The following is a 22,190-nucleotide window of genomic DNA, read 5'->3' on the forward strand; positions in this document are numbered from 1 at the left end:
TCGTTTACTGACGAAAGTCAGGACCATCGCCGACAGCGATCGGCGAAAACGGAATGCTTGGGGAACGCCCAGATGCGCCCGAGTGGTGGCACACAGATTGTAGCCAGCAATCAAACGCCCCCTCCTGTGGCGTGCCGCTAGAGCGGCATCAGCGGACTGCCACTGCCACGCTCGTTGTGTAGCTGGTTGCGGACTCTCCAAGATTCCAACCCAAACGGGACTCCCGTGGAGATTTGGTTAATTCTCCGAAAAACTGTGCAGAACAAGCCCCGCTTATGCGGGGTTTGTTCTGTCTGGAGCCTGGAAAACCGGGATCAGGCGGCCTCGCCGGCACGGATCTGATCGACCCGCTTGAACATCACGCCGTAGTACACCACCGGGATCACCACCAGCGTCAGGATCGTTGACACAAGCAGGCCGAAGATCAGCGACACCGCGAGACCGGAGAAGATCGGGTCGTCGAGGATGAAGAACGCACCGGCCATCGCCGCCAGCCCGGTCAACACGATCGGCTTGGCGCGCACCGCGGCCGAACGGATCACCGCCCGGTCGAAGTCCACACCCTCGCGTACTTCCTGGTTGATGAAGTCGACCAGCAGGATCGAGTTGCGCACGATGATGCCGGCCAGCGCGATCATGCCGATCATCGACGTGGCGGTGAACTGCCCGGCGCCGGTCAGCAACTGGACCAGGGCATGTCCCGGCAGGATGCCGATCACGGTCAACGGGATCGGCGCCATGATGATCAGCGGCACCAGGTACGACCGGAACTGCGCCACCACCAGCAGGTAGATCAGGATCAGTCCGACCGAATACGCGATGCCCATGTCGCGGAAGGTTTCGTAGGTCACCTGCCACTCGCCGTCCCACTTGATGCTGTAGTCGTACGGATTGAGCGGTTGCGACAGCAGCCATTGCTCCGGTCCACCCTGCTCGTCGAGCGTCGCCGAGATCTCGAACAGGCCGTACAACGGGCTGTCGGTCACACCGGCCATATCGCCGGTTACGTACACCACCGGCAGCAGGTCTTTGTGCTGGATGCTGAACTCACGCACCGCAGGCACTACTGCGACGACCTCCGACAGCGGCACCAGCGCACCGCTCTCGCTGCGTACCTTCAGCGCCAGCACCTGTGACAGATCGGCGCGGTCGGCCTCGCTGTAGCGCACGCGGATCGGCACCGCATACTTGTGATGGCTGGCGTGCAGGAAACTCATGTCTTCGCCGCCCAGCGCAATGCTCAATGCCTCGACCACCGCCGACTGTGATACGCCTAGGCGGGCCGCCTTGGCGCGATCGACCAGCACCACGCCCTTCTCGGACGGATACTCGACCGAATCATCGACATCGACGATATCGGGCGTGTTCTCGAACGTCTGGCGCAATGCCTTGGCCGCAGCGATCTGGCCTTCGTAGTCGAGGCCATAGACCTCGGCGACCAGCGGCGACAGTACCGGCGGACCCGGCGGCACCTCGACGACCTTGGCGTTGCCGTTATGCCGCTTGGCGATCTCCTGTACCGGATTGCGCACCGACAGCGCGATCTGATGGCTCTTGCGATCGCGGTGCTTGGCGTCGGTCAGGTTGACCTGGATGTCGCCCAGGTGGGCCCCTTCACGCAAGTAGTACTGGCGTACCAGGCCGTTGAAGCTGATCGGCGCAGCGGTGCCGGAATACACCTGGTAGTCGGTCACCTCGGGCACGGTGCCGAGGTAGGTGCCGATCTCGTTGAGGACGCGGGTGGTCTGCTCCAGGCTGGTGCCTTCCGGCATATCCAGCACGATCTGGAATTCCGACTTGTTGTCGAACGGCAGCATCTTGAGGATGACCGACTTGTTGACCACCAACAGGATGGACAGCGCAATCAGGATCAGGATGCCGAACAGCAGGAACCAGCGATTCAGGTGTCCTTTGCCGCCAATCAGGAACGGCGACATGATGCGGTCGAAGAACTTCTCCAGGCCCGAACTGCCGTGTTCGTCGCCGTGATGGGCGAACTTGTCGGCGACACTGGCGAGCATGCGGTTGCTCATCCACGGCGTGAACACGAACGCGACCACCAGTGAGATCAACATACCCATCGAGGCGTTGATCGGGATCGGGCTCATGTATGGCCCCATCAGGCCGGTCACGAACGCCATCGGCAGCAGCGCTGCAATAACCGTGAAGGTCGCCAGGATGGTCGGCCCACCGACCTCGTCGACCGCGACCGGGATCGCATCGAGCAACTTCTTGGTGCCCATCGACAGGTGACGGTGGATGTTCTCGACCACCACGATCGCATCGTCGACCAGGATACCGATTGAGAAGATCAGCGCGAACAGCGATACCCGGTTGAGCGTGAAGCCCCAGGCCCACGAGGCGAACAAGGTCACCGCCAGCGTCACGACGACCGCCGAGCCGACGATGAATGCCTCGCGCCAACCCAGCGCCAGCAACACCAGGATGACCACCGAGCCGGTAGCAAACACCAGCTTGCTGATCAGCTTCTTGGCCTTGGCGTCGGCGGTATCGCCGTAGTTACGCGTGACCTGCACGCCGATACCGTCGGGAATGTAGATGCCTTCGAGCTGCTTGAAGCGATCGATAACGCGCTTGGCAATCTCGACAGCGTTGGTGCCCGGCTTCTTGGCGATCGCCAGGGTGACCGCCGGGGCCTCGACACTCGCGGCGAGCGCCTTGTCCGAAGTCGACGGACCTGCGCCGGTCCAGACATACTGCGAGGGAACATCAGGCCCACGATTGACGGTGGCGACATCGCGCAGGAAGACCGGCTTGCCTTCGTAGACGCCGACCACCAGGTCTTTGATCTCGTCGGCATGACTCAGAAACACGCCTGCCTGAACCAGCAACTCGCTGTCGTCGGCCTGCACGCGGATGTTGTCTTGGGTGATGTTGGCCGACTGCAATGCGCGCCGCAGATCGCGCGGATCGAGGCCGTGCGACGCCATGGCCTGCGGATCGAGTTCTACCGCGACCACGTGGTCGGCGGCGCCGATCGTGTAAATGTCGCGCGTGCCGGGCACACGCTTCAATTCGGATTCGATCGCATGCGCGACCTGACCGAGTTCGAACGCGCCGTTTTGATCATCCTGTGCCCACAGGGTCACGGTGACGATCGGCACATCGTCGATACCCTTGGGTTTGACGATCGGTGAGCCGACGCCCGCACCTTCGGGCAGCCAGTCCTGGTTCGACATGATCTTGCTGTACAGCCGCACGATCGCATCGGTACGGTCCTCGCCGACCAGGTACTGCACGGTGAGTACCGCCATACCCGGCATCGATGTCGAGTACACATGGTCGATGCCGTCGATCTCGTCGAGTACCTGCTCAGCCGGCGAGGCGACCAGGCTCTCGACCTCGCGCGCCGAGGCGCCCGGGAACGGAATGAAGACGTTGGCGAAGGTGACGTTGATCTGCGGCTCTTCTTCGCGTGGGGTCACCATGACCGCAAAGATGCCGAGCAGCATGCCGACCACGGCCAGCAGCGGCGTGATCTGGGTCGCCTGAAAACGGCCCGCTATGGAGCCGGAAAAACCGAGTTTAGCCATTGTCCACCTGCGCAGTCCGTTGCGACTTCAGCAGGATGCCGGCCGCCACCGGGTCGACGGCGATACGCTCGCCTTCCTTCAGACCCGATAGCACGGCGACCCGATCCGGGCCTGCCGATGAACCGACGCGGATGTGGCGGAAGTAGACCTTGCCGTCTTCGGCGACCACGTACACACCAACGACCTCGGAGCGGAACACGACGCTCGCCAGCGGCACGGTCACCATCTTCTGTGCACCGGCAACGAAGCCGACCTTGACGTACATGCCGGGGAACACGCCCTCGAGCCCTTCGGGCAGACGCAAGCGGACTTTGAACGTATCGGAGCGCGGATCGGCCACCGGGAATACCGTGACATCGGCAGCTGGCACCCACTGGTTGCCGATCTTGGCCTGCGCCTTACGCTCGGCGCGGATCGAGTCAACCAGGTTCTGCGGTACGTCAACCGTGACGCGCATGGTGTCGAGCGACAGGCCCGACATCAGCGGCTTGCCCGGCTGGGCCGTTTCGCCGACCTCGATCTGGCGCTCGGTGACAATACCGTTGTACGGCGCCTTGACCTCGGTGTAATCGAGTTCCTGCTGCGCCTGTTCGAGGGCTGCCGTCGCTGCCTCTACGCCGGCGCGCGCCTGCTGCAGTGCGGCTGTCGCGCGGTCCATGTCGGCTTTCGAGACCAGCTTTTTGGCATAAACGCCTTTAATGCGGTTGTACTCTTTGAGGGCGTCGTCGTTCTTCGACCGCGCGGCCTTCAGGTTGGCCTCGGCCTGGGCGACGGCCGCCTTCTGGGCGCGATTTTCCAGGCGCACCAGGATCGAGCCATCTTCGACGAAATCGTCGACATCGAAGTTGACCTCGACGACTCTGCCGGACGTCTGCGCCGATACGGTTCCGCTGTTTACCGCCTCGGCGACGCCGTCTAAGCGGAACAGCCGGGGCAGATCCGAGCGCTCGACCGCGACCGTCTCAATCTCGTCCGCCAACGCCAACGGGCTGCCACAACACAACAGGAAAGCCATTCCCCACGCCAGTGAACGTCCGATCAACCTCATCGTAACCATCCTGATTAAATAATGATTTGCTTATATAGGTTATTTTTATCGACTAATCAAGTTAGTCCTTGAACGGGATTTTGCCTCCCGGGTTGGGTGCAAGTGTAGACAAGCCCCGTGACAATAGGGCTAAGCGTATGAAATTCGAGCAAAAGATGCTCTGTGCGAGATCAACCCAGATGCGGGCGACCGAGAAATGCAGGGGTCTGCATCTCGCTTAGACGGCTGAGCGTGCGCTGGAACTCGAACGCCAGCCGCTCACCGATATACAGGCGCGGTGCCGGCGCCTCGGCGCTCAGCACCAGCTTCACCCGGCGGTCATAAAATTCGTCGACCAGGAAGATGAAACGCCGGGTACGATCGTCGCGCGCCGCGCCCATGATCGGGATATCGGAGATAAACACCGTCTGGTGGCAGCGCGCCAGCTCGATGTAGTCGTCCTTGCTGCGTGGCGGTCCGCACAGCGCCTCGAAATCGAACCACACCATGTCCTCGGCAAGTTGGCGGTAGGGCATCGAGCGCCCGTTGATCACCAGGTCGCCCGGGCCGACCACCTCGGTGTTGGCCAGGCGCTGAAACTCGTCGGCCAAATGCCGGTCGGTTTCCGGCCCCAGGGGCGTGTGGTACACCTGCGCCTGTTCGAGGATCATCTTGCGGTAGTCGCGGTCTCCGCCGAGTTCGACGACCTCGGTGCGTTCATTCAGCAGATCAATGGCGGGAAGAAAACTCGCACGCTGAATGCCGTCTTTGTACAGGTTGTCGGGGGCGACGTTCGATGTCGTCACCAGCGTGACCCCGTGATCGAACAGGCTGCGCAACAGGCCGGCCAGGATCACCGCGTCGCCGATATCGACCACGTGAAACTCATCCAGACACAGCAGTCGCCAGTCGCGCGCCATGCGCTCGGCAACCAGCTTCAACGGATTCGGCTTGCCCTTGATCGCGGTGAGTTCACGGTGCACCAGCTGCATGAAGCGGTGAAAATGGAAGCGCGCCTTCGGCACATCGTTGAGGTGATCGTGAAACAGATCCATCAGCCATGTCTTGCCGCGACCGACCCCGCCCCACACATACAAACCGCGGATCGACGGTGCCGGCTTGTTGAACCAACGCTTCCAACCCGAAGCCTGCGGTCGGCGCAAAGCATCGCTGACACGCTGGTAACCCTCGAGCACGCGCCGCTGATCGGCGTCGGCAGCCAGTCCTTCGTCGGCAATACGTGTCTCGTACAGGGCTATCAGCGACATGAAGCTCAGTTCGCCTGTTCAGCTTGGGAAAAACAACATTAGAAAACGGATGGCGGATTACCGCGGCAGACCGAAAGCGAATTCAGTTCCGATTCCGCCGAATGCGTACCGGGCCCGTGACTATGCCAAACCATGCGCCGCGGGCAACATTGCAAATTCGCATAGTCAGTCGCCGATTCGCGCGTCGCGACGTCGTTGCGTTGTTCAGCTGCCGGGATAGCGATCGTCAAGATAGGCGGGGCACAACACGGTGCGCATCGTACCGATCAGCTCGAGCAGCTTGCCGTTGCGGATGCGGTAATAGATGCGGTTGGCCTCCTTGCGCGAGGTAACGATGTTCTTGTTGCGCAACTGCTCGAGGTGCTGCGAGATATTGCTTTGCGATGTGCCGGTCTGTTCGACGATCTCGCCGACCGACAACTCGCGATCACCGAGAGTGCACAGGATCTTCCAGCGTAAGGGATGCGCCATCGCCTTCAGCGCGTTGGCCGTCATCGTCGGATCTTCGTCATCCGGTACTTGCGGTTCCATGGGCTCTGTCATAGCAAACTCCTACAGATTCAGCCGGCCGCGCTTGTCGCATCCACGTCGTCGGAAACCTTGCGGTAGCCGCTCATGTTCTTGGCGATGCAGATGATATCTTCGATCTCGCCATCGGCATTCAGCGTCGCGGTACGCGAGAAGAGTATAGGCAGACGCTCGCCCGACTTGGCAATGAACGCCGCATCGATATCGCGCAACGCGCCGGTGCGGATCAGGGCCTCCAGCCAGGTGCCCATGAACGCATTCGCCTGTTCCTGACCTTCCTCTTCGAACACGTCGCCGATCGACATGCCGATCAACTCGTCGCGTGCGTAACCGAGCATGTCGCATGCTGCCGGATTTACTTCGCGCACAACACCTTCAGCAGAGAGTACCAGCAATGCCTCGCCCATGTACTTGAGGATGTTCTCGAGATACTGCTTGGCTTGATTCAGCTCAGCCGTTCGCTGTGCGACCCGCTCTTCAAGCACCTGATTTAGCTGGCGTTCCTTTTCGATCAACCGGAAGTAGGTACTGATCTTGTTGAGGAACTGGTTGTCGTCGATCGGTTTTAGCAGGTAGTCGACCGCGCCGACGTCGTAGCCCTTGCGTTGAAACTCCTCGGTCTTGAACGCGGCTGTCAGGAAGATGATCGGGATGTCGCGCGTCTTCTTACGCGACTTGAGCATCTGTGCGGTTTCGAAGCCATCGACTTCGGGCATCTGCACATCGAGGATGATCAGGTCGATGTCCGGATGGGCCTGCGCGATCTCGAGTGCCTCGGCGCCACCGCGCGCTTCGAGAATCTGCACGTCCATATGCTCCTGCACCAGCGAGCGCAAGGTGAACAGGTTGTGCTCGTTGTCATCGACGGCGAGCAACTTGAATCCGGAATAACGCTTCATTGGCACCCGTCTGATTGTTATTTGGCTGATTGACGATGCATGACATCGGAAAGTGCACGCGCGTCGCATGGCACCGCCAAGACGTCATTCACGATGTCGGTCGGACAACTGTGGACGGCGGATTCGCCATCACCCGAGACCAAGCCAATTATTGCAGTGCTATCGCCTAAGCGATCGCGTACTGCTTTGATCGTAGCACACGCATTCTCGTTGGGCGGGCGCACGTCGATCATTAGAAAATCAACGACTTCCAACTCTTCGAGTGTTTCCATCGCCTCATCGAAATCGTCTGCCAGATGCAGCACCATCTGCCAGTCGCGCAACACGCCGCTGAGCTGCAGTTGCAGGCGAACGTCCGGCACCATCAACAACACATGCAGGCCACGCAACTCACTCGGTTGCGGTGCCGCTTCGCCCTCCGGATGCGATTCGACGGGTCGCGTGTCGACGACGCGTGCCGGCAGGGCCGCAGCGTGACCGCACTCCGCCGGCAGCATCAACGAGAAGGTCGAACCGCTGCCCGGTGTGCTGTGCAAACGGATCTCGCCACCGAGCAGTTCGGCGAGCTGGCGACTGATCGTCAGCCCAAGCCCGGTGCCACCGTAACGCCGGCTGGTCGAGCCGTCGGCCTGCTGAAACGCCTCGAAGATCGCCTCCTGCTTGCCCGGATCGATGCCGATGCCGCTGTCGACCACCGACAGCTCGATCGCGTAAGGCGGTGATGCCGCCGCTGCCTTGAGGATGACCGAACCGCGGTCGGTGAACTTCACGGCGTTGGCCAGGAAGTTCTTCAAGATCTGTCGCACCTTGTCGACGTCGGTTTCGATACAGCCGGGCGCGCCCGCTTCGATCTGTACATCCAACGCCAGCGACTTGGCAGCGAACTGCGGTTCGAGCAACAGGCGCAGGTCTTCGAGCAGTTCATCGACGGCCACCGATTCGGTGTGCGTCTCCAAGCGGCCCGCCTCGATGCGCGACAGATCGAGAATATTGTCGATCAACGCCTTGAGGTCGTTGGCCGCCTTGTGGATCACATCGGCCTGCTCTTGCGACTCACCCTTGAGCTCATCGCGTTTGTTGGCCAGCAGCTTGGACAACAGCAGGATCGAGTTGAGCGGTGTGCGCAGTTCGTGGCTGACGTTGGCGAGAAACTCCGACTTATAGCGGTTGGTCGCCTCGAGCTCGCGCGCGTGCGCACGCAGGTTGCGGGTCTGGCTGGCATGCGTTTGCGACAGGCGGGTCAGGTCGCCCGCCAGTTGGCGCAGCTCCGGCGAACCGGACCATTCGAACATCACCGGCTGATCGGATTCCAATGTCTTGCGCACGCCTTCGGTCAGGTCGCGCCCAATGCGTTCGGCGCGCCGCGTGATCCAGCGCGCCGCGATGAACAGCATGAACACCAGGCCAAACACGATCAGCAGCACGCGGAACACGATCTCGGATCGGAAGGATTGCAGCGGCGCATCATCGACCGGCCGACCGACCCACAACTTGTCACCGTCCACGGTGCGAAACATCGGTATCCAGATCACCCGGTTGTTGTCCTGCTCCCACAGTACGATGCGGTTGCTGGTGAACATGTCCTTGAGGCCCGGATAGTCTTCGAAGGCATTGCCTTCGCGCGTCGGCAACCCCGGCAGGTGCAGGAAGCGGCCGTCGTCGTGCACCCACAGGGTCTTGTTGTCACGCCTTACCAGGCCGGCGATGTCGAGTGTGATCGCCACCAGGCCGATCGGCTTTTCGCCCGGCACGCCCGCGGCGATCGGGCTGATCAACTGCAAGGTGAACACCCTGGCAGGATCGTTGGCATCGACATCGATCCGCAGCGGACTCAAAACGACGTTGTTCAGACGCCCCGACAACAACAAGGCCGCATGCTCCGGCGATACGCCACGCAGACGCCGCGTAGTGGGGCTCCAGCTTCCCTTGCTGTCACGTTCAAGCCAGAAGCGCTCGACCCCCTGCTCATCGAGGAACAGGATCTCGGTAATATCGCGTTCTTCGCCGAGAATGCGGTTGATCCAGTCGGTATAGCGTGCGCGCGCGACATCGATCTCTTTCTTGTCGAGTTCGTTATCGTCACCGACCAGGGCCCCCGGTTCCGGCAGCTTGGCGAGCAACCGGACGCTGGCATCGCGGCTTGCCAGGTGTTGATCCAGATCGCTGAAATCGGCGCGCAGGTTCTGCAGAAAGGCATGCCGGTAGAACAGCTCGACCCGCTCCAGCACCAGCGGCAGATTGATAATTACCGCGAGCATTAGCGGCAGCAGGCCGAACAGGAACAGGAAGAGCAGGATACGCAGGCGTAACGACATGCCGTGCACGATAGCGCCTGGCGGACCGGATTAGAATCCCGACATTGCCCGGATCACAGGAAAACATGACGCCCCTGACCATTCTCTACCGCGACGAGCACTACGTGGCGATCGACAAGCCGCCCGGGCTGTTGGTGCATCGCAGCCCGATCTCGCAGGATCAGGTCTTTGCGCTGCAGCTGCTGCGCGACCAACTCGGCCGACGCGTCTACCCGGTGCATCGCCTGGACCGCGCGACCTCGGGTGTGCTGCTCTTCGGCCTGTCGGCAGACGCGGCGCGCTCGCTGGTACAGCAGTTCGAGTCGCGCCAGGTGGACAAGTCCTACCTTGCGGTTGCCCGCGGCTGGCTGCACGGTAGCGGGGTGATCGACCACCCGGTCAGCGACGACGAAGGCAACAAGCAACCGCAGCATGCGCGAACCCACTATCGATGCCTCGCCCAGGTCGAGTTGCCGTTCGCCGTCGATCGCTACCCCACCACGCGTTATTCCTTACTGCAGGTAACCCCGGAAACCGGGCGACGCCAACAGATCCGCAAACACTTCAAGCACGTGTCGCACCATTTGATCGGCGACACCACACACGGCAACGGCAAGCACAATCGATTCTTCCGACAACAGTTCGGTATCGGTCGCCTATTGCTGATGTCGACCCGCCTCGGCTTTAGCCACCCGTACTCTGGCGAAAGGGTGCAGTTAGTCGCCAGCCCCGACGACGATTGGTTACAGATTGGTGACATCTTCGCCCATCCGCTTTCGGCCGGTCCCGGCGATAGCTAAGATGGCCAGCCAGAGATCACTTTTCTTAACCCGCATCAAAGTCGCCACGTTGTCGAAGCTGGTGGCCGGCCGGCACTTTTGGCACAGTGAGCGAAGTGGAAAAACTGAACCGATTCGTTGCACCGCTGATCAAGAGTGCGCGCGATCTGCTGCCGATCGTCGTGGTCATCGCGTTTTTCCAGCTGGTTGTCCTGCAACAACCCATCCCTAACCTCGCCGAAATCCTGCTTGGTGCACTGTTCGTCGTGATCGGCCTGACGCTGTTCGTGCGCGGGCTCGAGATGGGTCTGTTTCCGATCGGCGAAACCATGGCCTACGCCTTTGCACGCAAAGGTTCGTTGATGTGGCTGCTGCTGTTCGCCTTCGCGCTCGGTTTCGGCACCACGATCGCCGAACCGGCGCTGATCGCGATCGCCGCAGAGGCCGCCGAGGTCGCCGCCAATGGCCAGATGATCGCCAGCAGCGTGGAGGCGAAGGAGAGCTATGCCGATGGCCTGCGGCTTACCGTGGCCTTATCGGTCGGCTTTGCCATCCTGGTCGGAGTATTGCGCATCATCCGCGGCTGGCCGATCCACTACCTGATCATCTCCGGCTATGTCGGGGTGATCGTCATGACCGCCTTCGCACCACCGGAGATCATCGGCATCGCCTACGACTCGGGCGGGGTCACGACATCGACGATCACCGTCCCCTTGGTGACCGCGCTGGGCGTTGGGCTGGCGTCGTCGATCAAGGGCCGCAACCCGATGGTGGACGGTTTCGGACTGATCGCCTTTGCATCGCTGACGCCGATGATCTTCGTCATGGGATACGGGATGGTGATCTGACATGTCGGCTAATCCGTTCTCAGAATTGCTCACCACGCTGTTTGCGACGATCACCGACGTGCTGCCGATCGCGGCGATCATCTTCGGCTTTCAGCTGTTCGTATTGCGCAAGTCGATTCCGCGACTGGGGCGCGTACTGGCCGGCTTTGTGTATGTGTTGATCGGCCTGGCGTTCTTTCTCGAGGGATTGGAACTGGCGCTGTTCCCCTTGGGCAAACTGATGGCCGAGCAGCTCACCGATCCCGCCTTTATCGCCGGTCTCACGCACCACCTCAACGGCTTGAACGTGTGGGACTATCGCTGGGTTTACCTGTTTGCCTTCGCCATCGGCTTCTCAACCACCATCGCCGAGCCGTCGCTGCTGGCCGTGGCGATCAAGGCCAACCAGGTGTCGGCCGGCAGTATCGGCATCATGGGCCTGCGGGTTGCCGTCGCTCTCGGCGTGGCGATCGGCATCGCGCTGGGAACCTACCGTATCGTCAGCGGCACGCCCTTGCACTGGTACATCATTGCCGGTTACATCATTGTCGTGATCCAGACATTCTATGCGCCACGCCTGATCATCGCCTTGGCGTACGATTCAGGCGGCGTGACCACCTCCACCGTTACGGTGCCGCTGGTCGCCGCGCTCGGCCTCGGCCTCGCCAGTACCGTTCCCGGGCGCAGCGTGCTGCTCGACGGCTTCGGCCTAATCGCGTTCGCGAGCCTGTTTCCGATGATGACGGTGATGGCTTATGCACAACTGTCCGAGTGGCGGGCCAAACGGTCGACCCCGACCGATTAAGGAGCTACCGAAATGCACTTTAAACTGCTGATTGCCTTTGTCGACGATGACAAAACCGACGCCGTGATGAAGGCGGCGCGCCAAGCCGGCGCCACCGGCGCGACCGTGATCAACAACGCGCGCGGTGAAGGACTCAACGAGACCAAGACGTTCTTCGGCCTGTCGCTGGACACGCAACGCGACATGGTGCTGTTCCTGGTCGAGGAACACCTGGCACGGCAGATCCTGGAAGAGATCGCGCGTGTCGGAGAATTCGAATCCAAGCCGGGGTCCGGTATCGCCATTCAGATCGACGTCGAAGATGCCGTCGGCGTTACCGGTCAAGTCGCAAAACTGCAAGAAATCGTAGAGGAAGAAATATGAGCCAACCCGAGTTGGTCCGCGTACGGGACGTCATGAAAAAAGAGTTCGACGTCGTCGATGGCCTGGCGACCGTCGCCGATGCGCTGCGCAATATGCAATACATCGATACCAAGGCGCTGGTGGTGCGACGACGCAACGAGGATGACGAATACGGCATTGTCGAACTCGAAGATATCGCCACCGAGGTGCTGGCAAAGAACCGTGCACCGGAGCGCGTCAATATCTACGAGATCATGGAAAAGCCCTTGGTCGGCGTGGATCCTGAGATGGACATCCGCTATTGCGCCCGCCTGTTCGAGCGCTACCGCCTGAATCGTGCGGCCGTGATCGAAGACCGCGAGGTGATCGGTATCGTCAGCTATGCCGATATCGTCATCAAGGGCATGAAGGACCTGCTTACCTGAACCGACGCGACCGCACGACGCTTACAGACCGCGCACCATCTCTAGCACCTGTTCGGCGTGGCCCTTGGGTTTCACGTCGTACATGGCGTGTTTGATCACCCCGTTGCCGTCGACGATGAAGGTCGAACGCACGATGCCCATCTTCTTCTCGCCGTTCTTTTCCTTTTCCCGCCACACGCCGAAGGCCTCGCAGGCCTGACCTTCGACATCCGCCAACAGGCGAACGTTGAGCCCGTACTTGTCACGGAACGCGGCGTGACTGACGCAGGTATCCTTGCTCACGCCGAGTACCGCTACACCGAGGTCGTCAAAGTCGCTCATCAGTTCGGTGAACTCGATTCCCTCCATCGTGCAGCCGGGCGTATCGTCTTTCGGGTAGAAGTAAATGACGTAGGGGTTGCCCGCGAGACTCTCACTGTCGGTCATCGACATGTCCGCGTCGGGAAGGTTGAACTCAGGTGCCTGGTCTCCCACATTCAGCATTGCGCATCTCCTCGGGCTTTGTCGTTTCCGGCGGAATTTATGGGGCCGGGGAGCGCGCGTCAACCTCGGATTGGAGCAGCGGTAGCCCTGCGGACAACAAGCTACGCAAACGCTGTTCGAGCTGGACAACACCATCCACGGAAAAACGCCGTCGCAATAACGGTATAGCACAATGCTGCAGAATCGCTGCGACAGCCAGAGGCAGATCGCAAGCATCGGCGGCTTGCGCACACAGCACGACGACCGCTTTCCAAATCAATGCATCTGCGGTGGTTATTCCGCGTACACCCGATGCCACACGCTCGAGCTCGCGCAGGTCATGCACACCGAGCGTCATGTCGCCGCAATCTCGCGACCTGAGCAGCTCGACCGCCACGTCCGGATCGAGTGACGCCTGGGCGCCGCCCAGGGTCCAGGGCAGATCCTGCCGGAAATGAAAGGCAGCGCTGGCGACAGGCGATTCGCCGGCCTCTCCGACACCGCGCAGCATGAACACCGACGGGGCCGCCACCGCGGGATCGATGCGCGTGCCCAAGCGTACCGCTTGAAACCCCGCCGATTGCCAGAAGCGAAGCAGCGGCAACTCAATACTATGGGCACAACCAATCGCGGCGAAGTCGTTTAGCGCAGCCCAATCGGCAACCGCATCGAGCAACCGGGTCGCGACTCTGTGCCTGCGCAAGTCGGGATGCACAGCGATGCGTTGCACGCGCAGCAAGCGCAACCCGAGAAAGGCATCCAGCCCGGCATGTGCCGCCAGTGACTGCGGCAACAGATGACCGCGCGGGCGGCGTTGTCCTCGCATGATCGCATGCGATAGCGTGGCGTCGAACCCACCTTCCTCGACCGCCATCACGACCCCAACGACCTGCGCGTCACGGCTCGCCGCCCATAGGTGCACGTCGGGATTATCGAGCAGCTGACGCAGGTCTGATGGGCGCGTCTGGTAGTGCGCATTGACCAGCAAGCCAAACAGTGCGCGTAGCGCCTGTTCATCGCCGACCAGCGCGTCGATGTCGAGCCTGGACACGACAACATCGCCGCACGATGGCGCAGCCGCGAGATCCACATTGAGCAACAGCAAATCGTCAACCAATGCCTCGAGCGCATCGGCATTGCGCCAACGCACCGGATGGCTGAGGCGGACGTCCTGCACCTGGCGAAACTGCCGATCGAGCTGCCGGCGAAAACGCAGATCGAATCCACGCCCACTGCCCTCGTAGCCATGCACCGTCGACGCAAACACCAGGCGGTTTGCGCGCTCGATCACGTCGTTCAACACCGCGACCGGAATCGCTGCCGCTTCATCGACGATGACCAATCCATCGCTGTCTTCCTGCATCGCCAACCACTCTGTCGGTAGACGAAACTGCAAGCTACCGTTGCCAACCAACAGGTCGTCGACCTTGTCCGTAGGCCTGTCGGCGAGCCGTGCAGCGTGTCGAAACAGCGTATTGACCGCGCGCCTGTGCGGCGCAATCACGGTCACGTGCGGATAGCCGCTCAACAGCAGTTGCGCTGCTGCGACACCCAGTGCCGTCGACTTGCCCCTGCCTCGATCGGCCGTCACCACCAACGGCCGCCGTGCGTGACCTCGCGCGACGCGCTCGACACGTTCAACCAAGTGCTGTTGATCCCGGTTCAGCACGATGACTTCATCCCGAGCCGGTGCAAGCCGTGGTGCCTGCCGGTCGAGGTCATGCACCTGGACTACGGCAGGGTGGTCGACGACAAAAGCCAGCAGGCGTTGAATAAACAGGCCGCGCATCTCACCGATGTCGCGCGGGTAGGCGGCGAAACGGCGCTTGTCCGGGTCTGCAAAAGACGCCCACTGTTCGAGTGGCGGGGTGATCAGCAGACAATCCCCTCCGCCGCGCAAGGTGCCCGCGGCAGCAGCAAAAGCATCCGGATGGAAACCCTGACATGCGTCGACCACCAGCATGTCGCACTCACCACCGAGGCGCGATGCCACCTTGTTTGCCGGTGTCGCGACGAAAGGCGAAGGCGCCTGCTCGGCGACCCACAGCACCTGCGCCGATGCGGCAGGACCGAAGGCATTCAGCAGCCAATCGGCCACATGCGATGCCGCATGCGGCAACAACAGCAAACGACGATCGACCGGCATCAGCTCACTCTGACCAAATGAACGGCTCTTCGTAGTGTGCTGATGCGTTACGTGAGCGCTGCATGCGCGCCTGCACCCGCGCCACGCGGATCACGTCCTCGTTGATCGTCTTTGGATAGAGCCTAAACAATCGCGCGACCGCTTGCGCACGGCGCGCGGCCGATATCTCAAGCTTGCTGCGCTCCTGGTCGCCGAGGTGATGCAGTTGCAGCAGGGCGGGCGCCCACCAATCGACGAACGCTTGCGCAAGGCGTTGAAGCTCGGCATCTTCCCAGTCGGTTTTCAGCATCAGGCGCGGGAAATGCGATGCGGGATAGGCGACGCCGGCCGCACAATGTCCGCCACCGTGTGCATCGCGGCTGAACCACATACCTTCCGGGTAACGACCGGCACGATCGCGCAGCACGGCCTCCAATGCGTCGAGCTCGACAAATTCGCTGCGCGCTGCCTGTCCCGGCAACCAGCGCGGCGACTCGGCCGGCGGCACCGGCTCGTCGTGCAACAGGCTGTCGATCAACACCAGCGGTTCGCGGGTGATTGCATCGAGCAACCAATACTCGCGAATATCCTGCAGCGGAAACGGCGTCTGCTCGGCAAAGGCCTCCAATGCACCGATCAACGGCTGACCGATCTGTTCGATGAGGTCGCCGGCCGCGGTGCCACGTACCATCGCGCGGCGCAGTCCGTCTTTGGCGCTCCAGGTGCCGAAACGCACCTCTGAAAGCCCCGAGTGGGCGAGAATATCGGGATGCGCGGCATACAGCACCCAATGCCGACCGTCCGTGCTCTCGGCTTCGCCGGCACCGACGCGCACTACCTGCAGCACTCCCTGAAACGGCGACATGATGCGACGGGCGAAACAGTCGACGATCATGGTGACAGCCGCCCGTTTTGCGCATCCAACAACAGTCTGTCACTCGATGCTGCAATCACGATCGTCACCGCACACGGCATTGATGCGTTATCGCCGAGTTGCCGCTGCGCTTCGCCGGTCATGATGAAAACTGGTTCCTTACGCTGGAAATCCCACTACTCAGAGTTAAGCACCTGAAGCGGTGGTACGCCAAGCAGACGGCGCGTCGCCAGCCAACCGACAAAGGCAACCACCAGCGTGCCGCCGCCGATACCCAGCCACCAGGTCGCCGCACTTACCCTGCCCGGCAGGTCGAACAACTCGACAGCGATCAGGTAGCCGCTGACACTGGCCAATACCGCCGCGAGCAATCCACCGATGAAACCGAGCAGCCCGAACTCGGCCAATACGGCCGACAGCAGGCGACGGCGCGACGCCCCGAGCGTGCGCATCACCGCAACCTCGCGTGCGCGCTCGTCCTTGCTGACCTGGGTCGCAGCGAGGGTTACCAGCGCGGCCGCAACCAGGGTGAACACGAACACCATCTCCACTGCCAGCGCACCGCGATCCATGATGTCGCGCACCTGCGACATGATCGGCCGGATATCCAACGCCGATACCGCGGGGAAGCGCTCGACCAGGTCGCGTGTGAAGTGCTCGGTGGTCTCGTCGAGATAGATGCTCGACAGGTAGGCGACCGGCAGTTGTTCCGCCATCGACGGTGTACCGACGACGAAGAAGTTCACATTGAACGAATCCCAGGCCACGGTGCGCAGGCTCTTCACTGCGGCCTCGACCTGCTGACCGGCGACATCGAAGGTCAGCGTATCGCCGACCTTGATCCCCAGGTTGTCGGCCACGCCGACCTCGACCGAGAAGCCCGGCTGCACCGCTGCTGCGCCGCTCCACCATTGGCCGGCGCGCAGCCGGTTGTCTTTCTGCATGTCACTGCTGAAACCGAGGCTGTATTCACGCGTCGCCAGACGTTTCGAACGGATGTCGTCGTAGTTATCCGGATTGACCGGCCTGCCGCTGATCGCCATCAGGCGGGCGCGCGTTGTGGCATGCAACCCGGAGTTGGGAATCGCGCGTTCGTCGAGCATCGCCTGCACCGCAGCGCGCTCTTCCGGTTGAATGTTGATCAGAAAGTGATTGGGCGCCTGTGTCGGCAGGTTGCCCTGCCAGGTGTCGACGATATCGACACGCACCACTGCAAGCATCAACAGCAAGGTGATACCGAGCCCAAACCCGGCCAACTGCAGCAAGGTCAGCTGCGGATAGCGCGCCAGCGCGGCCAGACCGAGGGTTGCCGTGCCGCCTGCCCGGCGCAGCGGCGCCAGCAGTCTCAGCATCAGCCAGCCCGCGCCCATCATCAAGGCGATCGCCGCGAGCAACGCCAACGCCATGCCGGTTGCCAGCTTCAGATCCTGCACCTGCCAGATCATCAGGCCGACAAACACCGCGGCGGCCAGCAGCCAGACCAACCAGGTGGCCAGGCTCGGCGCATCGATCTCGCGCCGCAGCACGCGCAATGGCGGCACGCGCCCGACGCGCAGCAAGGTCGGCATCGCGAAACCGATTGCCAGGCTGAGGCCGAACAACAGGCCGACGAGTACGGGGCGCCACCCCGGCGCCGGCAGCGCCTCGCCGAACCAGTCACCGACCACTGCAACAAGCGCCTGCTGCCCCAGCAGACCGACCAGGCTGCCGCCCAGCGTGGCGACGATCACCACCGCCAGCAGTTGCCCGAAGTGCCAGCGCAGCACTGCCTTGCCGCTCATGCCCAGGGTGCGCAGCACCGCGGCACTGTCGAGTGCGCGGTCGACATAGCGACGGGTCGCCAACAGGATCGCGACGCCGGCCAGCAGGCTGGCGCACAGGGCGGCAAGACTCAGAAAGCGTCGCGCACGCTCCAGCGCGGTGCGCAATTCGGGCCGGGCGTTTTCCAGATCTTCGAGTTCGGCGCCGGTCGGCAGGCGCTGCGTGAGCCACTCACGCATCTGGTCGAGCGCCGGGCGTTCGCCGGACAGCAACAGGCGAAACTTGACCCGGCTGGCCGGCCCGAGCAGGCCGGTACGTTCGAGGTCGGCGTAGTTGATCATCAGGCGCGGCGACAGACCGAACAGGTTGCCGCCACGGTCAGGTTCATCGCGCAACAAGCCGGCGGCCTTCAGCGGCAGTTCGCCAAGCTGCACGCCCGAATCGCCGATCCGCGCATTCAGCCGGTCGACCAGGCGGCCTTCCAACCAGGCGCTGCCGGTCGCGGGCGCACCATCGCGATCGCCCTCGGGCGTTTCGACCTGCAGGTGACCGCGCAGTGGGTACGGCGGCTCGACGGCTTTCACATGCACCAGCACCGGCAGGTCGGCACCGCTGACCACGCTCGGAAAGGTCGCCACTCGGGCGCGCTGCAGACCCAGCGAATCGGCCTGCTGCAACCACTCGCCAGGAATCGGCTCACCCTGCTCGACCACCAGGTCGGCCGCCATCAGCGCCGCCCCCTGCAACACCAGGGCGCGTTCGACCCGGTCGGCAAAGAACGCCACCGAAGTCAGCGCCGCGACTGCAACCAGCATCGCCAGCAACAGCAGGCGCAGCCCCGGTTCACGGCGTGCCGCGCGCCAGTGGGCAAAAGTCAACCAGCCTTGGTTCACGACGCCGCCTGCATGCGCCCGGCCTCCAGGCGCAAGACGCGGTCGCAGTGCGACGCCAGTTGCTGGTCGTGGGTGACCAGCAGCAAGGTGCTGCCGGCGCGGTCGCGCAGGTTGAACAACAACTCGATCACGCGCTTGCCGCTCGCCGCATCCAGGTTGCCGGTGGGTTCATCGGCGAACAGGATCTCGGGCTCACCGGCGAAGGCACGCGCCACGGCAACCCGTTGCTGTTCGCCACCGGACAGCTGGCGCGGCAGGTGGTCGAGTCGCTCGCCCAGTCCGACATCGCGCAACAGCGTCTCGGCCTGCTCACGTCCACCGCTGTGCCGCCCGATCTGCAGCGGCAGGGCCACGTTCTCCAACGCGGTCATCCCCGGTAACAACTGAAAGGATTGAAAGACGAACCCGACTCGTCCGGCGCGCAGCGCAGCGCGGGCATCTTCGTCCATCGTCGTCAGATCGTGGCCGAGCAACGAAACCTGCCCCTGGGTTGGCTGGTCCAACCCCGCGAGGAGACCGAGCAGCGTCGACTTGCCGGAACCGGACGGCCCGAGAATGGCGACCGCCTCGCCGGCGTTGACCTGCATATCGATCGCCGACAGGATGTCGAGTACCCGACCATCCGACATTGAAACCTGTTTACCCAACTGTGTGGCTTTGATGCGTACCGTTTCGTCCATTTGTCTGCTGTTGTTGTTTGTTGCCTGTGCACCGTTCGCAGCCGGTGCTGCAGAAAAGATCCTGGTTGTCGGCGACAGCCTCAGCGCCGCTTACGGTATCGAAAAACAACGCGGGTGGGTGGCTTTGCTTCAGCAGCGCCTCGCACTGCGACAGCTCGACTACCATGTGGTCAATGCGAGCATTTCCGGCGATACCACGCGCGGCGGTGCATCGCGGCTACCGGCAGCGCTGCAACGCGAACACCCGGGGGTGCTGATTATCGCGCTCGGCGGTAACGATGGCTTGCGCGGATTCTCGCCGGACCAGACGCGCGGCAACCTGCGACAGATGATTCAACGGGCGCGCGATGCGGGCGCACGCGTGTTGCTGCTCGGCATCAAGCTCCCGATGAATTATGGCAAAGCCTATACCGAGAAGTTCCACCAGGTGTTTCACGACCTGGCGCGCGAAGAGAACGTCGCTCTGGTGCCGTTCTTTCTCGAGGGCGTCGCCGAGACACGCGACATGATGCAGGCCGACGGCATCCACCCCGGCGTCAAGGCCCAACCACGCATTCTCGACAACGTATGGCCGGCGCTGCTACCGCTGCTCCAACCGCAGACGGCCTCGCAGCACTGAGGCAAAAAAATCCCGCCTAGAGGGCGGGATTTTGTCGTCTTGATCAAGCGACTCGGCGCGATCAGCTCCACTCGCCGCGATAGTCTGCGATACCCGGGTTGGACTTGACGTTGACCAGGGTCGGGAGATTGATCTTCGGCAGCTTGAGCACGTTGTCCGGGCCTTTCTTGGCCAGGATGTAGTCACGCACCACGTCCCACATCAGGCGACCATCGGGGGTGCGGTTCACCGTCGCCCAGCCGGCCACGGTGTACTTGGTGCCGGCTTCGATGATATGGCCGTTGTCGAGCGTGACGTTCGAGATGCGCTCGCCCAGCTTCTTCGACGGATCGATCGTATAGTCGAGACCGCCGACGCGCACCATGTCGCCGCCGGATTGCAGGTAAGGATCCGGGTCGAACAGGTTGTCGGCAACACCTTCGAGCATATTCAACAGCTCGGCGCCGGTCATTTCGGCGACATAGGTTTCGGCATAGGTCATCGAGCACTGGGTCATGACGTCTTCCATCGTGATCCAGTCACCTTCGAGGGTCGTGGTACCCCAACGCACACCGGCCGAGAGCGCGATGTCGGCGTTGTATTCGTGCCGCAATGCGTTGCACAGCACCTGATCCCAGGTGCCCATAAAGTTGCCGCGGCGATACAGCAGTCGATCGGCGATCGCCAGTTTTTCACCGAGGATTTCTTCGAACGTCTTGCCGACACGTGCCTTGCTGAAGAACGAATCGGAGCGACGCGACTCGACGATGTTCTCGTCGTACTTGGTCTGCCGCATCTGGTTGATGTAGGCCTCCATCTCTTTGTCGGCCGGCAGCCAGTCGGAGATGATCGGCAGCATCTTGTAGTGCATACCTTTGAGTTCGCCGTCCTGGATATCGAAATCCATGACGCCGACATACTTGCCGTTCGAGCCGGCATTGGTCACCCAGCACTCGTGGCCTTCAACGTTCTTGACCTTGATCGGCTCTGGGATGCCATCGTGGGTATGGCCGCCGAACACCGCATTCAGGCCCGGCACACGCTCGGCCATCTTGATGTCGACATCCATACCGTTGTGCGACAACAGCACGACCGCATCCGGTTTTTCTTCTTCGCGGATCTGGGTGACGAGCGCGATCATGTCGTCTTCACGCAGACCGAATGACCAATCGGGGAAGAACTCCTGCGGGTTGGCATTGGCGGTACGGGGGAAGGCCTGGCCGACCACGGCGATACGTGCGCCGTTGATCTCCTTGATCACATACGGCTGGAAGGCGTAGCCCGTGTCTTCGTCGTACAGACCGCGGCCGTCGTACTTTTCGACCAGCGCAGGGTACTCGTCGCCGAACAACGAATCCGGTTTGACGCGTACGTTCTGACCGATGAAGTCACCCTTGAACAAGGCGACGTTCGAAAGCACTTCCTCTTCCTTGTAGGTGAACTCCCAGTGACCGACCATGATGTCGAGGCCCAGGATGTTCGATGCCTCGACCATGTCGACACCGCGCGTCCACAACGACGTGCCCGAGCCCTGCCACAGGTCGCCGCCGTCGAGCGTCAAGGTGTTTTCACGACCACCCGCCTGTTTACGCAGATTGTCGAGCAACGTCTTCATGTGGGCGAAACCACCGGTACGACCATACTTCAGTGCCGCTTCGTCGAAATCCAGATAGGTGTAGGCATAGGATTCGGGCGTCGACGGCTTCAAGCCCATCGCATCCAGCAACTTCTTACCCACCAGGTGCGGCGGACGACCGAAGGCGTCGCCAACGCCCAGGTTGACGTTCGGCTCGCGGAAATACACCGGCTTGAGTTGGCCGTGTACATCGGTGACGTGCAGGATGCGCACGTTGCCTTTGATCGGCAGGTCGTAAAAGCCCTCGGGAACACTCGGGCCACTGAACGCTTGCTTGGACAGGAAAGGCGCGGCCGTTGCGGCGGCACCCAGGCCCATCACTTTGAGGAAGTCTCGACGGTCAAGTTTTGGCATCTAACTGATCTCGCACGTTTTATTTCGGTGATTTGGTTTGGCAGAATGGCCCGCGGGGT

16 protein-coding genes and 1 pseudogene are annotated in these 22,190 nt (G+C 62.0%); 5 read left to right on the forward strand and 12 right to left on the reverse strand.

Going from position 1 to position 22,190, the window contains the following annotated elements; translation table 11 throughout:
* Window positions 1-314: 314 nt before the first annotated feature.
* The 6 genes from B1781_RS21005 to B1781_RS21030 form a co-directional block, all read right to left on the reverse strand.
* Window positions 315-3,554 carry an efflux RND transporter permease subunit gene (locus B1781_RS21005; RefSeq protein WP_078121524.1) on the reverse strand — a complete coding sequence of 1,080 codons (3,240 nt, stop codon included), beginning with the start codon at window positions 3,552-3,554 and terminating at the stop codon, window positions 315-317.
* Window positions 3,547-4,602, reverse strand: a complete 1,056-nt coding sequence (locus B1781_RS21010; protein WP_078121525.1) for an efflux RND transporter periplasmic adaptor subunit — start codon at window positions 4,600-4,602, stop codon at window positions 3,547-3,549. The genes B1781_RS21005 and B1781_RS21010 overlap by 8 nt, the downstream gene beginning before the upstream one ends.
* Before the next feature lie 170 nt (window positions 4,603-4,772).
* Complete coding sequence (zapE, locus tag B1781_RS21015; protein ID WP_078121526.1) at window positions 4,773-5,849, reverse strand: cell division protein ZapE; 1,077 nt, start codon at window positions 5,847-5,849, stop codon at window positions 4,773-4,775.
* Window positions 5,850-6,053: 204 nt separating this feature from the next.
* Window positions 6,054-6,392: an ArsR/SmtB family transcription factor gene (locus B1781_RS21020; RefSeq protein ID WP_078121527.1), complete on the reverse strand. Its 339-nt coding sequence runs from the start codon at window positions 6,390-6,392 to the stop codon at window positions 6,054-6,056.
* A gap of 17 nt (window positions 6,393-6,409) precedes the next feature.
* The gene (locus B1781_RS21025; RefSeq protein WP_078121528.1) at window positions 6,410-7,276 is read right to left on the reverse strand and encodes a response regulator; all 867 of its coding nucleotides are present in this window, start codon (window positions 7,274-7,276) and stop codon (window positions 6,410-6,412) included.
* Between the two features lie 17 nt (window positions 7,277-7,293).
* Complete coding sequence (locus B1781_RS21030; protein WP_078121529.1) at window positions 7,294-9,591, reverse strand: hybrid sensor histidine kinase/response regulator; 2,298 nt, start codon at window positions 9,589-9,591, stop codon at window positions 7,294-7,296.
* A gap of 65 nt (window positions 9,592-9,656) precedes the next feature.
* On the opposite strand from B1781_RS21030, the gene B1781_RS21035 reads away from it, so the two are divergent.
* From B1781_RS21035 to B1781_RS21055, 4 genes and pseudogenes are all read left to right on the forward strand, one after another.
* Window positions 9,657-10,370, forward strand: coding sequence for a pseudouridine synthase (locus B1781_RS21035; protein ID WP_078121530.1), 714 nt, complete (start codon window positions 9,657-9,659; stop codon window positions 10,368-10,370).
* A 95-nt stretch (window positions 10,371-10,465) separates the two neighbouring features.
* Window positions 10,466-11,981, forward strand: a pseudogene (locus B1781_RS23515) (DUF1538 domain-containing protein).
* Window positions 11,982-11,993: 12 nt separating this feature from the next.
* Complete coding sequence (locus B1781_RS21050; RefSeq protein ID WP_078121533.1) at window positions 11,994-12,344, forward strand: P-II family nitrogen regulator; 351 nt, start codon at window positions 11,994-11,996, stop codon at window positions 12,342-12,344.
* On the forward strand, window positions 12,341-12,748 hold the full coding sequence (locus tag B1781_RS21055; RefSeq protein WP_078121534.1) for a CBS domain-containing protein: 408 nt from the start codon (window positions 12,341-12,343) through the stop codon (window positions 12,746-12,748). Before B1781_RS21050 ends, B1781_RS21055 begins: the two co-directional genes overlap by 4 nt.
* A 21-nt stretch (window positions 12,749-12,769) precedes the next feature.
* Here B1781_RS21055 and B1781_RS21060 read toward each other — a convergent pair whose 3' ends face one another.
* The 5 genes from B1781_RS21060 to B1781_RS21080 all read right to left on the reverse strand — a co-directional run bounded on the left by B1781_RS21060 (window position 12,770) and on the right by B1781_RS21080 (window position 19,543).
* Window positions 12,770-13,231, reverse strand: a complete 462-nt coding sequence (locus tag B1781_RS21060) for a peroxiredoxin (protein ID WP_078121535.1) — start codon at window positions 13,229-13,231, stop codon at window positions 12,770-12,772.
* Between the two features lie 37 nt (window positions 13,232-13,268).
* Entirely contained in the window at window positions 13,269-15,356 is a 2,088-nt protein-coding gene (locus tag B1781_RS21065) for a GNAT family N-acetyltransferase (RefSeq protein WP_078121536.1), read from the reverse strand.
* A gap of 4 nt (window positions 15,357-15,360) precedes the next feature.
* Complete coding sequence (locus tag B1781_RS21070) at window positions 15,361-16,230, reverse strand: hypothetical protein (protein ID WP_078121537.1); 870 nt, start codon at window positions 16,228-16,230, stop codon at window positions 15,361-15,363.
* 155 nt (window positions 16,231-16,385) lie between these two features.
* A complete protein-coding gene (locus B1781_RS21075) occupies window positions 16,386-18,863 on the reverse strand; it encodes an ABC transporter permease (protein WP_078121539.1) in 2,478 nt (825 codons plus the stop codon).
* Window positions 18,860-19,543, reverse strand: coding sequence for an ABC transporter ATP-binding protein (locus B1781_RS21080; protein ID WP_078121540.1), 684 nt, complete (start codon window positions 19,541-19,543; stop codon window positions 18,860-18,862). Before B1781_RS21080 ends, B1781_RS21075 begins: the two co-directional genes overlap by 4 nt.
* On the opposite strand from B1781_RS21080, the gene B1781_RS21085 reads away from it, so the two are divergent.
* Complete coding sequence (locus B1781_RS21085; protein WP_078121543.1) at window positions 19,524-20,162, forward strand: arylesterase; 639 nt, start codon at window positions 19,524-19,526, stop codon at window positions 20,160-20,162. The genes B1781_RS21080 and B1781_RS21085 overlap by 20 nt on opposite strands.
* 61 nt (window positions 20,163-20,223) lie before the next feature.
* Here the strand turns inward: B1781_RS21085 and B1781_RS21090 are convergent, their stop codons facing one another.
* Entirely contained in the window at window positions 20,224-22,131 is a 1,908-nt protein-coding gene (locus tag B1781_RS21090; protein ID WP_078121545.1) for a 5'-nucleotidase C-terminal domain-containing protein, read from the reverse strand.
* Window positions 22,132-22,190: the final 59 nt, after the last annotated feature.

The sequence above is a fragment of the Thiosocius teredinicola genome, from assembly GCF_002009425.1.
GTDB lineage: Bacteria > Pseudomonadota > Gammaproteobacteria > Chromatiales > Chromatiaceae > Thiosocius > Thiosocius teredinicola.

Excerpts from the sequence above, each read along its gene's own strand:
- B1781_RS21090 (WP_078121545.1), bottom strand. The coding sequence starts at position 22,131 with ATGCCAAAACTTGACCGTCGAGACTTCCTCAAAGTGATGGGCCTGGGT.
- zapE (WP_078121526.1), bottom strand. The coding sequence starts at position 5,849 with ATGTCGCTGATAGCCCTGTACGAGACACGTATTGCCGACGAAGGACTG.
- B1781_RS21005 (WP_078121524.1), bottom strand. The coding sequence starts at position 3,554 with ATGGCTAAACTCGGTTTTTCCGGCTCCATAGCGGGCCGTTTTCAGGCG.
- B1781_RS21055 (WP_078121534.1), top strand. The coding sequence starts at position 12,341 with ATGAGCCAACCCGAGTTGGTCCGCGTACGGGACGTCATGAAAAAAGAG.
- B1781_RS21025 (WP_078121528.1), bottom strand. The coding sequence starts at position 7,276 with ATGAAGCGTTATTCCGGATTCAAGTTGCTCGCCGTCGATGACAACGAG.
- B1781_RS21010 (WP_078121525.1), bottom strand. The coding sequence starts at position 4,602 with ATGAGGTTGATCGGACGTTCACTGGCGTGGGGAATGGCTTTCCTGTTG.
- B1781_RS21080 (WP_078121540.1), bottom strand. The coding sequence starts at position 19,543 with ATGGACGAAACGGTACGCATCAAAGCCACACAGTTGGGTAAACAGGTT.
- B1781_RS21065 (WP_078121536.1), bottom strand. The coding sequence starts at position 15,356 with ATGCCGGTCGATCGTCGTTTGCTGTTGTTGCCGCATGCGGCATCGCAT.
- B1781_RS21050 (WP_078121533.1), top strand. The coding sequence starts at position 11,994 with ATGCACTTTAAACTGCTGATTGCCTTTGTCGACGATGACAAAACCGAC.
- B1781_RS21070 (WP_078121537.1), bottom strand. The coding sequence starts at position 16,230 with ATGATCGTCGACTGTTTCGCCCGTCGCATCATGTCGCCGTTTCAGGGA.
- B1781_RS21020 (WP_078121527.1), bottom strand. The coding sequence starts at position 6,392 with ATGACAGAGCCCATGGAACCGCAAGTACCGGATGACGAAGATCCGACG.
- B1781_RS21060 (WP_078121535.1), bottom strand. The coding sequence starts at position 13,231 with ATGCTGAATGTGGGAGACCAGGCACCTGAGTTCAACCTTCCCGACGCG.
- B1781_RS21085 (WP_078121543.1), top strand. The coding sequence starts at position 19,524 with ATGCGTACCGTTTCGTCCATTTGTCTGCTGTTGTTGTTTGTTGCCTGT.
- B1781_RS21035 (WP_078121530.1), top strand. The coding sequence starts at position 9,657 with ATGACGCCCCTGACCATTCTCTACCGCGACGAGCACTACGTGGCGATC.
- B1781_RS21030 (WP_078121529.1), bottom strand. The coding sequence starts at position 9,591 with ATGTCGTTACGCCTGCGTATCCTGCTCTTCCTGTTCCTGTTCGGCCTG.